The organism is Streptomyces gobitricini, assembly GCF_039532985.1.
GTDB classification, from domain to species: Bacteria; Actinomycetota; Actinomycetes; order Streptomycetales; family Streptomycetaceae; genus Streptomyces; species Streptomyces gobitricini.
In genome coordinates, this window is sequence record NZ_BAAASR010000013.1 from 192,337 (window position 1) to 203,722 (window position 11,386).

Sequence of the window (11,386 nt, forward strand, 5' to 3'; positions counted from 1 at the left end):
CGGCACACGAGCGGTGACACGGTGGGCCGAGCGCCACACCCGGCGCATGCGGCCCGGCCCCCGTGCTGGGTTCACACGGCTTCAGCGGACGTGTGGGGCTCGCATGTGGGCTTACCTGTTGCTTGCCTATCGGGCTTGCCTGTTGGGCTCACGTTTGTTGGGCTCCCCCTCGTTCAGCTCACGCGTACGACGAGGTCGGCGCGGCCGCGTCCGGCGGTGACGAGCCGGGCGTTGGCTTCGTCGGACTCCCTGACCCAGCGTTCGGCGTACGAGCGTTCCTTGCCGAACCGGACGTGCCGTTCGACGAGGCGGTGGACCCTGCGGTGGTCGTCCAGTTCCAGGAACCAGACCTCGTCGAGGAGCGGGCGGACGGACGCCCAGGGGCCGGCGTCGTGGAGGAGGTAGTTGCCCTCGGTGATGACGAGCGGCACCTCGGGGGCGACCGGGATGCTGCCCGCGACCGGTTCCTCCAGGGCACGGTCGAAGGCCGGGGCGTAGACGACCGTGCCTGGCGCGGCGGCGCGGAGGCGGCCGAGCAGGGCGGCGTACCCGGCCGCGTCGAACGTGTCGGGGGCGCCCTTGCGATCGGCGCGGCCGAGGCGGCGCAGCTCGGCCTGGGCGAGGTGGAAGCCGTCCATCGGGACGAGCGCGGCGAGCCCGTCGAGCCGGTCGGCCAGCCGGGCGGCGAGGGTGGACTTGCCCGCGCCGGGCGCTCCGGCCAGGCCGAGGAGGCGGCGGGTCCCGGGGACGGCGAGGCGGCGGGCGCGGGCGGTGAGCTCGGCGAGCTGCTGCGAGTCCATGGCAGCAGTGTCGCAGTCGGCGGGCCCGCTGGTCAGCCCGCAGATCATACGTATAACGTGTGCGGTATGCCGCACATCGCCCTGATCACCCTCGTCGTCCGTGACTACGACGAGGCCATCTCCTTCTACACCGGAGCCCTCGGCTTCGAACTGGTCGAGGACACCGACCGGGGGGACGGTTCGCGGTGGGTCGTGGTCCGGCCCCGGGGCGCCGGCGCGGGCACCGGTCTGCTGCTGGCCCGGGCGGTGGGCGGCGCCCAGGAGGCGAGCGTCGGGGCGCAGACCGGCGGGCGCGTGGGGTTCTTCCTGTACACCGAGGACTTCGCCGGTGACCGGGCCCGGATGCTCGCTGCCGGGGTGCGGTTCCTGGAGGAGCCGCGCCATGAGCCGTACGGGACGGTGGCCGTCTTCGAGGACCTGTACGGCAACCGCTGGGACCTGCTCCAGCCGGCCTGACGGCCGCATGTGCCGGGACCGCTTGCCGCTGCTGGGGTGCCGGTACGACCTCGGGCGGTCCGCGCCGGCCACGGCACCGGTGACCCGGCACCGCCGCGCGGCCCACCTGCCCGGGCGCACGGTCGCGGGCGTCAGCCCTCGTCACCCTCCGGGGTCAGCCTCAGCGAGATCGAGTTGATGCAGTACCGCTGGTCCGTGGGGGTCGGGTAGCCCTCGCCCTCGAAGACATGGCCCAGGTGGGAGCCGCACCGTGCGCAGCGGACCTCGGTGCGGACCATGCCGTGGGAGCGGTCCTGGATGAGCTCGACCGCGTCGGTGTCCTTCGGGTCGTAGAAGGACGGCCAGCCACAGTGGGACTCGAACTTGGTGGTGGAGGTGAACAGTTCGGCCCCGCAGGCGCGGCAGGAGTAGACGCCCTTGGTCTTGCTGTCGGTGTACTCGCCGGTGAAGGCGCGCTCCGTGCCGGCCTCCCGGAGGACGTGGTACTCCTCGGGGGACAGCTCCGCGCGCCACTGCTCGTCCGGCTTCTCGACGTCGTACGCCATGTGCTGCTCTCCCTCAGTCGCGGTCCGCCAGGCGGGCCAGGATCCTGGGGCCGAGGTCGGTGACGTCCCCGGCGCCCATGGTGAGAACGAGATCACCGGGCTTGGCCATTCCCGCGACGACGTCCGGGACGGTGTCCTTGTCGGGTACGGCGGTGACGTCGGCGCCGGCGGCACGCGCCGCGTCGATGATCAGGGCACTGGTGACGCCCGGGATCGGGTCCTCGCGGGCCGGGTAGATCTCCAGGACGGCCGACGCGTCGGCGAGGGCGAGGGCCTGGCCCATCTCCTTGCCGAGCTCCTGGGTGCGGGAGAAGAGGTGGGGCTGGAAGACGACGAGGAGGCGGGCGTCCCCGGCGGCGCCGCGCATGGCCTCCAGGTCGGCGGTCATCTCGGTGGGGTGGTGCGCGTACGAGTCGATGACCTGGACGCCCGCGGCCTCGCCCTTGAGCTGCAGGCGGCGGCCGACTCCGGTGTACGCGGTCAGGGCCTGCGCCAGGGCGGCCGGCTCGATGCCGACGCGGGCGCCGGCGACGAGGGCGGCGGCGGCGTTGTGGGCGTAGTGGCGGCCGGGCACGGAGACGGTGAAGGTGTGCTCGGTGCCGTCGAGGGCGACGGTGACCTCGCTGGTCATGCCCTTGGGCGTGAGGGCGAGGATCCGGGCGTCGGAGCCGGCCGTCTCGCCGACGCGGATGATCGTCAGGTCGTCGCGGTCGGCGACCCGGCGGGCCAGCTCGCGGGCGCCGGACTGCTCGCCGACGACCAGGGTGCCGCCGGGGCGGATCTTGGCGACGAACGCCTCGAAGGACTCGTAGATCTCGTCCATCGAGGCGTAGTTGGCGTGGTGGTCCAGCTCGACGTTGAGGACGATCGCGACCTCGGGGTCGTACTTCTGGAAGCTGCGGTCGCTCTCGTCCGCCTCGGCGACGAAGATGTCGCCGTCGCCGTGCAGGGCGTTGGTGCCGGGCCCGGCGAGGTCGCCGCCGATGGCGTACGACGGGGCGAGGCCCAGTTCGGTGAGGGCGACGGCGAGCATCGAGGTGGTGGTGGTCTTGCCGTGCGTGCCGGCCACGGCGATCGCGCGCAGCCCGGTCATCAGGGCGGCCAGCGCGTCGGAGCGGTGGACGACCGGGATGCCCAGCTCGGTGGCGCGGGCCAGCTCGGGGTTGTCGGGGCGGATGGCGCTGGAGACGACGACGCTGGTGGTGTCGTCCGCCACGTTTCCGGCGGCGTGTCCGATGTGGACGGTGGCGCCGAGGGCCCGCAGGGACGCGGCGGTCTCGGACTCGCGCGCGTCGCTGCCGGCGACCTCGGCCCCGCGCTGGGCGAGGATCTTGGCGATGCCCGACATCCCGGCGCCGCCGATGCCGATGAAGTGCGGGCGCTCCATGGCGGCAGGAATCATGGCGGCAGGAATGGCGGGTGCCATGCGTGTCTCTCCCGGGGTGCGACGTACGTGAGGGGCCCAGCCTATTCGGTGTCCGGCTCGTCGTTGTGCGCGAAGAGCTTCAGCACCGGCACGCCGACCTTGTGGCGGGCACGGGAGGCCCAGTCCCGGTGGAAGAACTCCTCCACGTAGTGGGGCTTGGTCAGTACGATCACCTCGTCCGCGCCGGCCTCCTCCACGACCGCCTTCAGCTTGTCCAGCGGATGGTCCTCGACGACCTGGCCGACGGCGTCGCAGCCCGCTTCGCGCAGGACGCGCAGGGAGTGCTCGAGCCCTTGCTGGGCGGGGAGCTCCGCCGCCTTGCCCTCCGGTTCCTCCCCCTCCTTGACGGCCTTTCTCAGTTCGCCGAGGGCGACGTCGTCGATGGCCCGCAGCAGCACGACGGCCTGGTCGCCGCGCGGCTGCATCAGGACGATGAAGGAGATCTCCTCGTCCCCGTGGAGGGTGGTGACGAACTCCACGTCCACGGACGACAGCGGCTTCTCGATCATCAGAACGCTTGTGAACACTTGGGAGCCCTTCCGCGGAAACCATCCTTCCCCGTGTCCGCACGGGGACTGCCTGACTAATTCTGCCCACCGGAAGCTAACCGGAACGGAACATTCCGCCGATTGGTCAAGCCCGGCTGTAACGGGTGAAAAGGAACCCGTCCTCCTCCAGGAGGGACGCGAGCGCGAACCGCTCCGGCACCTTCGGGGACGGCCCGCCCGCGATCCGCTGCGCGTCCCCGACGGTCAGCAGCGGCGACACCGTCAGGCACAGCTCGTCCAGTACTCCTGCCGCCACCAGCTGCCCGAGCAGCCGTGGGCCGCCCTCCGTCAGCTGGCGGGTCAGCCCGCGCTCGACCAACGCCCGCACCGCCCTCTCCGGCTCCACGCCCGGTCCGTCCCCGGCGACGACCACCTCGGCGCCGGCCTCCTGGGCCGCGCTTACCCGGTCCGGGGCGGCTGATGCACCGGTCAGCAGCAGCGTCGGCACGAGGGGCGCGGTGAACAGCGGGGCGGAGAAGTCGAGGTCCAGCGAGGCGCTGACCACCGCGATCGCGGGCGCGGGGCCCTGGCCGGCCGCCGCTCTGCGCTCCGCGAAGGCCTCCCGGGCGCGTGCCGGGCGGTAGCCCTCCAGCCGTACCGTCTCGGCGCCGACGATCACCACGTCGGCCAGGCCGCGCAGGGTGCCGAAGATCCGCATGTCGGTGTCGGACGAGATGGGCTGGGACCGCCCCTCGTGCTGGGCCGCCCCGTCCAGGGACGACACCATGTTGGCGCGCAGCCACGGGCCCTTCGCGGGGTACGCGTAGGCCTCGGCGAGCTCGTCGAGGGACCACTCCCGCACTTCGTCGCGGACTGTCTGGTCGGTCACAGGGAAGAGGCGTCGCATGCGGTGCAGTCTGGCACGGCGATTAGAGTGAGTAACTGTGTCGACCAGTGCCATGACCGAAGCGGCCCCGCTGTCCCTGTGCGCCCGCGAGCCGCACGTCCCGGCAGACCGTCTGGTCGCCGAGATGGTGCCGCCGCCGCGCTTCGACGCGGTGCGCTTCGACACGTACATCCCGGACCCGGACCAGCCGAGCCAGACCCTGGCGGTCGAGGTGCTCGGCTCGTTCGCCGCCGGGCTCGGCGGCGCGCACGCGACCGGCGGCGGGCGGCGCCGCTGGTTCCGGAAGACGCCACCCGCGCCCACCGGGCCGCGCGGGGTGTACCTGGACGGCGGGTACGGCGTCGGCAAGACGCACCTGCTCGCCTCCCTGTGGCACGCCACACCCGCCGAGCCGTCCCTGAAGGCGTTCGGTACGTTCGTGGAGCTGACCAACCTGGTCGGGGCGCTCGGCTTCCAGCAGACGGTGGCCACCCTCAGCGGGCACCGGCTGCTGTGCATCGACGAGTTCGAGCTGGACGACCCGGGCGACACCGTCCTGGTGTCGACGCTGCTCGGCAAGCTGGTCGACGCGGGGGTGGCCCTGGCCGCCACCTCCAACACGCTGCCGGGCAAGCTCGGCGAGGGCCGGTTCGCCGCCGCCGACTTCCTGCGTGAGATCCAGGGTCTGTCCGCCCACTTCCGGCCGCTGCGCATCGACGGCGAGGACTACCGTCACCGGGGGCTGCCCGAGGCCCCGGCGCCGTACGCGGACGAGCAGGTGACCAGGGCGGCGTACGCCACGCCGGGCGCGTCGCTCGACGACTTCCCGCGCCTGCTGGAGCATCTGGCCCGGGTCCACCCCAGCCGGTACGGCGCGCTGACGGACGACGTCCGGGCGGTCTGCCTCACGGGGGTGACGCCCGTTCCCGACCAGTCGACGGCGCTGCGCCTGGTGGTGCTGGCGGACCGGCTCTACGACCGGGAGGTGCCGGTCCTCGCCTCGGGGCTGCCGTTCGACAAGCTGTTCAGCGACGAGATGCTGAACGGCGGGTACCGCAAGAAGTACTTCCGGGCGATATCGCGGCTCACCGCGCTGGCGCGCGACGCGAAGGGGCTGGTGGCCCAGTAGGTTTGGGTGGCATAACCCATTTGGGTCGTACACCCTCCGAAGGGAATCCGGCATGGCCACCACGCGTCACGCGCACACCGTCTGGGAAGGCAACCTCACCGAGGGCTCGGGCACCGTGTCCCTCGACTCCTCCGGCATCGGGCAGTACCCCGTCTCCTGGCCCGCCCGCGCCGAGGAGCCGAACGGCAGGACCAGCCCGGAGGAGCTGATCGCGGCCGCCCACTCGAGCTGCTTCTCGATGTTCCTTTCCGGCTCCCTCACGAAGGCCGGCAACCCGCCGGCCCGGCTGACCACCAAGGCCGATGTGACCTTCCAGCCGGGCAAGGGCATCACCGGCATCCACATCACCGTGGACGGCGAGGTTCCGGGCCTGGACGAGGCGGGCTTCACCAAGGCCGCGGAGGAAGCGAAGGCCGGCTGCCCGGTCAGCCAGGCGCTCACGGGCACCGAGATCACCCTCACCGCCACGCTCGTCTGACCCGGCGGGACCACGAGGCGACGTGGCCCGCAGTGTTCACGTGTCACCACACCGCGTGATACACACGTGCGGGTCACGTCACACCTGTCCCACCCCCGGCCCGCGCCCGGGGGTGCCCCGAGCAGGGAGTTGTTGCCTCGTGTCCGAACGACTGTCCGCAACACGACGTCAAGTCCTCGCCCGTACCGGCGCGTCCGTCGCCGGGATCACTTTCGCCGGTGCCTTCTCCGAGCTGTTCGCCGGCACCGCGGCCGCTCGCGGCCACGCCGGTTACGGCGCTCTCGTCCCCGACGCGGCCGGCCTGCTGGACCTCCCCAGAGGCTTCCGCTACGAGGTCCTCTCCCGGGAGGGCGACCCGCTCCGCTCCGGCGAGGGCACGGTGCCGGGCAACCACGACGGCATGGGCGCCTTCGCCGGCCGCCGCGGCCGCGTCCACCTCGTCCGCAACCACGAGAACCGCGCCTCCGCCCGCCACGGTGTGCCGGCCGTCCGCGGCCTGACCTACGACCCGGCCGCCAAGGGCGGGTGCACCGCACTCGAACTGGACGGCCGCAACAATGTCCTCGGCGAACGCGTCGCCATCGCGGGCACCGCCGTCAACTGCTCCGGCGGGCTCACCCCCTGGGGCACCTGGCTCACCTGTGAGGAGACGGAGGACAGGGCCGGCACCAACGGCTACACCAAGGACCACGGCTTCGTCTTCGAGGTGCACCCCGCCGACCCGCTGCGCACCGGAGCCGTACCGCTGACCGCGCTGGGCCGTTTCCAGCACGAGGCCATGGCGGTGGACCCGCGCAACGGGATCGTCTACGAGACCGAGGACGCCTTCCAGAGGCCGTTCGGGCTCTTCTACCGCTTCCTGCCCAACAGGCCGCTCGGCGGCACCGGCTCGCTGCGCGCCGGCGGCACGCTGGAGGCGATGCGCGTGCCGGGCGTGCCGGACCTGTCCGCGATCCAGGAGACGGGCGCGGTGTTCGAGGGCATCGAGTGGGTTCCGGTGCCGGACAGTCAGGCGCGGGAAACGCCCATCCGGCTCCAGGACTTCGGGCCCAGGGGCATCACGCACGCCCAGAAGCTGGAGGGGTGCTACTGGGGCGGCCGGTCCGTCTACTTCGTCTCCAGTTTCGCGCGCGCGGCCGAGGGCTCGGCAGGCGACCACTACGGCCAGGTGTGGAAGTACGAGCCGCACCGGCGCCGGCTCACGCTGGTCGTCGCCTTCGGTCCGAGCAGCGACGTCCGGTTGCCGGGCGAGTCCCCCGACAACATCTGCCTGGCGCCGGGCGGCGGTCTGATGGTGTGCGAGGACGGCAACGGCGCGCAGCACGTCTACGGGCTGACCAAGCGGGGCGAGGTCTACCCGCTGGCGCGCGGCGGGCAGAACATCGGTACGCCGGAGGAACCGGAGTGGGGCGAGTTCGCGGGCGTCACGTTCTCGCCGGACGGCGGGACGATGTACGTCAACTGCTACACGCCGGGCACGACGTTCGCGGTGACCGGGCCCTGGCGGTGAGGTGACGGCGGGTGCGGGGCGGCGCGGCGCGAGGGGGGCGCGTCCGTCGTCCCGCACCGGGCGCGTGTCACCAGGTGACGGGCAGGACCTCCGGGCCGCGGATCAGTGTGCGTCGCCGCCAGGTGACCTCCTGCGGCGGGACGGCCAGGCGCAGCTCCGGGAGGCGGTCGACGAGCGTGTCGATCAGCAGCTCGGTCTGCATCCGCGCGAGCAGCCCGCCCATGCAGTAGTGCGGTCCGTGCCCGAAGGCGACGTGCGGGTTGGGGGCGCGGTCGAAGTCGACGCGCTCCGGGTCGGGGAACACCTCCGGGTCGCGGTTGGCGGCGAGGTACGAGACGTAGACGGCGTCTCCCGCGCTGATCCGCACCCCGTGGATCTCGACATCCTCCTGCGCGATGCGGGCCAGCCCGACGGCGCTGCGGTGCGGGATGTACCGCAGCAGCTCGTCGATGGCCCGTGGCCGGACGGCCGGCTCGGTCCTGAGCCGTTCGAGGAGGTGGGGGCGGGTCAGGAGGAGGAAGAGCATCTGGCCGGTGTTGGCGGTGACGGCCTCCCCGCCGATCTGGAGGGGCCCGACGAGGCCGATCGCCTCCTCCTCGCTGATGTCACCGCGCCCCACGGCCGCTCCCAGCAGGGAGATGACGTCCTCGTCCGTGCTGCCGTAGCGCGCGCGGATCGTCTCGGTGAACCAGCCGTACATGCCGTCCTTGGCCCGGGCGCTGGCGGCGGCGTCCGCCGGGGAGACGATCTGCCGGGTCCAGGCGCGCATCCGTTCGCGGTCGGCGACGGGTACGCCCATGACCTCGCAGACCACGGCGATGGGGAAGGGTTCCAGGATCCGCTCGGTGAGGTCCGCGGGCGGCCCGTCGGCGAGCAGCTCGTCCACCATCCGGTTCAGGGTGTCCCGGGCGCGTGAGCGCAGCCGTTCCACCCCGCGCAGCGTGAAGGCCGGCGCCACCGCGCTCCGGAGCCTGTTGTGGTCGGGCTGGTCGGCGAAGGCGAGGGACCCGCGCTTGGGCTTGAAGTGCGGCGCGAGCCGGGTGACCTGACTGTCGACGACGGGCGCGCGGGTGAAGCGCGGGTCGTTCGTGACCATCCTGACGTCGTCGTGGCGGGTCACCAGCCAGGCCCAGCCGTCGCCGTGAGGCAGCTGGATACGGCTGACCGGCCCTTCGCGCATCAACTCGGCGAGCACCGGGTCGAACTCCGTCCCGGCGATGTCCAGCGCGGGCCAGTGCCGCACGGGCGGCGGGCCCAGAGTGGGCCGTGTCGCGGTGTCCTCGGTCATGCGTCCGTCCGTCCCTTCGACGACTGGTGTCCTCCTCACGATCACCCGGGCGGGGCGGGACATCGCGCTGGACTACTCCGGACGGAAGCAGGCTGACCGTTCAACGTCGCGATGATCATATATTTTTCGCGTGTGATCACCTTTGTGCGGAATATGTCGTTTCTCGGTGCGCTGTGCGCCACTCTGGCCGGATGCGGTGACGTCTCCGCCCCCCGCCCCGCCCCGCCCCAGCGGCCACCCGCCGAGGCGAGCCCCTCCCCCGTCAGGGTGCCGCCGACCATGGCCCCCGGCCCCGGCGGGATCACGCCCGTGTTCGAGCGGGGGCCCGCCACGGCCGGCCGGACCGTCGCCCTCACCTTCGACGCCGACATGACGTCCGACCAGGGCGCCCGAGCCGCACGCGGCGAACGGTTCGACAACCCCGCGCTGATCGACACGCTGCGGCGCCTGAAGGTGGACGCGACCGTCTTCATGACCGGGCGCTGGGCCGAGGAGTACCCCGACCAGGCCAGGGCCATCGGCAACGACCCCCGCTTCGAGATCGCCAACCACTCCTACAGCCACCACGCCTTCAAGGCCCCCTGCTACGGGCTGCCCACCCTCGGCCACCAGGACATGGCGGCCGACGTACGCCGCGCCTTCGACGCCTTCCGTACGGCCGGCGCGCGCAACGTCGTACCGTACTTCCGCTTCCCCGGCGGCTGCTACGACGGTGAGGCGCTGCGCGCGCTGTCCGCCGCGAAAGTGACGGCCGTGCAGTGGGACGTGGTCAGCGGTGACGCGTTCGCCACGGACGCCGACGCCGTCGCCGAGCAGGTCCTGGCGGGCGTCCGGCCCGGCTCCCTGGTGGTGATGCACTGCACCCGCAGCGCCGCGCCCGTCACCGAGCGGGCGGTCCGCCGTATCGTCCCCGAGCTGCGCGAACGCGGGTACCGCTTCGTCAAGGTCTCGGAACTGATGGCCGCCGCCGGACGCGGCACACCGGCGGACTTGCCCTGAAGCGCGCTCCAGCCCCTAGCGTCCGGTGTACCAGGGAACACCAACCGACGAGGGGACGCACCGTGCGTTGCACACTGTTCGGCCGGACCGGTCTGCGGGTGAGCGAGCTGGCGCTGGGCGCCATGACCATGGGGAGCGGCGGCGACGAGGAGGTGAGCGGGCGGATCCTGGACGCGTACGCGGACGCGGGCGGCAACTTCGTCGACACCGCCGACGTCTACGGCGGCGGTGCCTCGGAGACGGTCGTGGGCAAGCTGCTGGACGGCCGCCGGGACCGGTTCGTGCTGGCCTCCAAGTACACCTGCGCGACCCGCGCGGGCGATGCGAACTCCGGCGGCAACCACCGCAAGAACCTGGTGCAGTCGGTGGAGGCCAGCCTCGACCGGCTGCGCACCGACCGCCTCGACGTGCTCTGGGTGCACGCGCGGGACGAGTTCACCCCGGTCGAGGAGGTCATGCGCGCCCTGGACGACCTGGTACGCGCCGGGAAGGTGCTCTACCTCGGGGTGTCCGACTGGGCCGCCTGGGAGATCGCCCAGGCGAACACCCTCGCCGAGCTGCGCGGCTGGACCTGCTTCGCCGGTTCCCAGCTGCGCTACAACCTGCTGGAGCGGACACCCGAGCGCGAGCTGCTGCCACAGGCCCGCGCCTTCGACCAGACCGTCATGGCGTGGGCGCCGCTGGCGGCCGGCAAGCTCACCGGGAAGTACCGGCGGGGCGAGTCGGGCCGGCTGTCCGACGGGGCTCGCGAGGACGACCGGGAGAGCGAGGTCATCACCGCCGTCCTGGAGATCGCCGAGCAGGGCGGCTGGAGCCCCGCCCAGGTGGCGCTGGCGTGGCTGCGCGGCCGCCCCGGCAACATCGTGCCTCTCATCGGCGCCTCCCGTCCCGGCCAGCTCGCCGACAACCTCGCCTGCCTCGGCGTGGAGCTGGACCCCGGCGCGGTCGCGCGCCTCGACGAGGTGAGCGCGGTGCCGCTCGGCTTCCCGCACGACTTCCTGCGGGACCCCGGCGTCCGGCGCAATGTGTACGGCGACCGGGGTGCGGACATCGACGAGCGGCGCACGTGGCGCGCGTCCCGTTCGGCCCGCGGCTAGGACCTAGCCGGAGCAGGCGGTGCGCTCCGCCTCCCGCCACTCGCAGACCGGGCAGAGGGTGACGCCCTTCGCCGTCTCCGGGTACTCGGTCGGCTCCTGGCACAGGACGCACGCGGCGTACGGCGGCCCGCCCTCGGGCCCGGCCGCCTCGGGAGGCGTCGTCCCGCAGTACGAATCGGTCATGTCGTCCATGTCTACGAGCGTACTCACGTCCGCACGGCGGTGAGCCGGCAGGCGCCGGCGGCCGCCGCCCCCGCCGGCGCCGCCGCCCCCGCCGGCGGCGG

General features: G+C 72.7%; 13 protein-coding genes. 6 read left to right on the forward strand and 7 right to left on the reverse strand.

Translation table 11 applies throughout. The features are described 5' to 3' along the window. Window positions 1-173: 173 nt before the first annotated feature. Window positions 174-800 carry a nucleoside/nucleotide kinase family protein gene (locus ABD347_RS10550; protein ID WP_344359846.1) on the reverse strand — a complete coding sequence of 209 codons (627 nt, stop codon included), beginning with the start codon at window positions 798-800 and terminating at the stop codon, window positions 174-176. A 66-nt stretch (window positions 801-866) separates the two neighbouring features. On the opposite strand from ABD347_RS10550, the gene ABD347_RS10555 reads away from it, so the two are divergent. Then, window positions 867-1,256 (forward strand): VOC family protein, encoded by a 390-nt coding sequence (locus tag ABD347_RS10555; protein ID WP_344359444.1) that lies wholly within the window; start codon window positions 867-869, stop codon window positions 1,254-1,256. 131 nt (window positions 1,257-1,387) lie between these two features. Here the strand turns inward: ABD347_RS10555 and msrB are convergent, their stop codons facing one another. The 4 genes from msrB to ABD347_RS10575 form a co-directional block, all read right to left on the reverse strand. Next, window positions 1,388-1,801, reverse strand: coding sequence for a peptide-methionine (R)-S-oxide reductase MsrB (gene msrB, locus ABD347_RS10560; RefSeq protein ID WP_344359447.1), 414 nt, complete (start codon window positions 1,799-1,801; stop codon window positions 1,388-1,390). Between the two features lie 13 nt (window positions 1,802-1,814). Next, window positions 1,815-3,227, reverse strand: coding sequence for a UDP-N-acetylmuramate--L-alanine ligase (gene murC / locus ABD347_RS10565; protein ID WP_344359449.1), 1,413 nt, complete (start codon window positions 3,225-3,227; stop codon window positions 1,815-1,817). A gap of 41 nt (window positions 3,228-3,268) precedes the next feature. Further along, window positions 3,269-3,754 (reverse strand): indole-3-glycerol phosphate synthase, encoded by a 486-nt coding sequence (locus tag ABD347_RS10570; RefSeq protein WP_344359452.1) that lies wholly within the window; start codon window positions 3,752-3,754, stop codon window positions 3,269-3,271. Window positions 3,755-3,860: 106 nt separating this feature from the next. After that, the gene (locus ABD347_RS10575) at window positions 3,861-4,622 is read right to left on the reverse strand and encodes a pyrimidine reductase family protein (protein WP_344359455.1); all 762 of its coding nucleotides are present in this window, start codon (window positions 4,620-4,622) and stop codon (window positions 3,861-3,863) included. Window positions 4,623-4,674: 52 nt separating this feature from the next. On the opposite strand from ABD347_RS10575, the gene zapE reads away from it, so the two are divergent. The 3 genes from zapE (at window position 4,675) to ABD347_RS10590 (ending at window position 7,718) form a co-directional block, all read left to right on the forward strand. Next, on the forward strand, window positions 4,675-5,730 hold the full coding sequence (zapE, locus tag ABD347_RS10580; protein ID WP_344359847.1) for a cell division protein ZapE: 1,056 nt from the start codon (window positions 4,675-4,677) through the stop codon (window positions 5,728-5,730). A gap of 52 nt (window positions 5,731-5,782) precedes the next feature. Then, window positions 5,783-6,208 (forward strand): OsmC family protein, encoded by a 426-nt coding sequence (locus ABD347_RS10585; protein ID WP_344359457.1) that lies wholly within the window; start codon window positions 5,783-5,785, stop codon window positions 6,206-6,208. A 151-nt stretch (window positions 6,209-6,359) separates the two neighbouring features. Further along, a complete protein-coding gene (locus tag ABD347_RS10590; RefSeq protein ID WP_344359849.1) occupies window positions 6,360-7,718 on the forward strand; it encodes an alkaline phosphatase PhoX in 1,359 nt (452 codons plus the stop codon). 67 nt (window positions 7,719-7,785) lie between these two features. Here the strand turns inward: ABD347_RS10590 and ABD347_RS10595 are convergent, their stop codons facing one another. Further along, the gene (locus ABD347_RS10595) at window positions 7,786-9,006 is read right to left on the reverse strand and encodes a cytochrome P450 (RefSeq protein WP_344359460.1); all 1,221 of its coding nucleotides are present in this window, start codon (window positions 9,004-9,006) and stop codon (window positions 7,786-7,788) included. Window positions 9,007-9,159: 153 nt separating this feature from the next. Here ABD347_RS10595 and ABD347_RS10600 point away from each other — a divergent pair, with 153 nt between their 5' ends. Both ABD347_RS10600 and ABD347_RS10605 read left to right on the forward strand, forming a co-directional pair. Continuing rightward, a complete protein-coding gene (locus ABD347_RS10600) occupies window positions 9,160-10,005 on the forward strand; it encodes a polysaccharide deacetylase family protein (RefSeq protein ID WP_344359461.1) in 846 nt (281 codons plus the stop codon). Window positions 10,006-10,067: 62 nt separating this feature from the next. Further along, window positions 10,068-11,102 (forward strand): aldo/keto reductase, encoded by a 1,035-nt coding sequence (locus tag ABD347_RS10605; protein WP_344359463.1) that lies wholly within the window; start codon window positions 10,068-10,070, stop codon window positions 11,100-11,102. Between the two features lie 3 nt (window positions 11,103-11,105). On the opposite strand, the gene ABD347_RS10610 is transcribed toward ABD347_RS10605, so the two are convergent. Next, window positions 11,106-11,285 carry a hypothetical protein gene (locus ABD347_RS10610; RefSeq protein ID WP_344359850.1) on the reverse strand — a complete coding sequence of 60 codons (180 nt, stop codon included), beginning with the start codon at window positions 11,283-11,285 and terminating at the stop codon, window positions 11,106-11,108. Between the last annotated feature and the right edge of the window lie 101 nt (window positions 11,286-11,386).

Bases quoted from the DNA above. Each gene is read 5' to 3' on its own strand.
- ABD347_RS10550 (WP_344359846.1), bottom strand. From the start codon at position 800: ATGGACTCGCAGCAGCTCGCCGAGCTCACCGCCCGCGCCCGCCGCCTC.
- msrB (WP_344359447.1), bottom strand. From the start codon at position 1,801: ATGGCGTACGACGTCGAGAAGCCGGACGAGCAGTGGCGCGCGGAGCTG.
- ABD347_RS10575 (WP_344359455.1), bottom strand. From the start codon at position 4,622: ATGCGACGCCTCTTCCCTGTGACCGACCAGACAGTCCGCGACGAAGTG.
- ABD347_RS10595 (WP_344359460.1), bottom strand. From the start codon at position 9,006: ATGACCGAGGACACCGCGACACGGCCCACTCTGGGCCCGCCGCCCGTG.
- ABD347_RS10555 (WP_344359444.1), top strand. From the start codon at position 867: ATGCCGCACATCGCCCTGATCACCCTCGTCGTCCGTGACTACGACGAG.
- zapE (WP_344359847.1), top strand. From the start codon at position 4,675: ATGACCGAAGCGGCCCCGCTGTCCCTGTGCGCCCGCGAGCCGCACGTC.
- ABD347_RS10610 (WP_344359850.1), bottom strand. From the start codon at position 11,285: ATGACCGATTCGTACTGCGGGACGACGCCTCCCGAGGCGGCCGGGCCC.
- murC (WP_344359449.1), bottom strand. From the start codon at position 3,227: ATGGCACCCGCCATTCCTGCCGCCATGATTCCTGCCGCCATGGAGCGC.
- ABD347_RS10585 (WP_344359457.1), top strand. From the start codon at position 5,783: ATGGCCACCACGCGTCACGCGCACACCGTCTGGGAAGGCAACCTCACC.
- ABD347_RS10600 (WP_344359461.1), top strand. From the start codon at position 9,160: ATGTCGTTTCTCGGTGCGCTGTGCGCCACTCTGGCCGGATGCGGTGAC.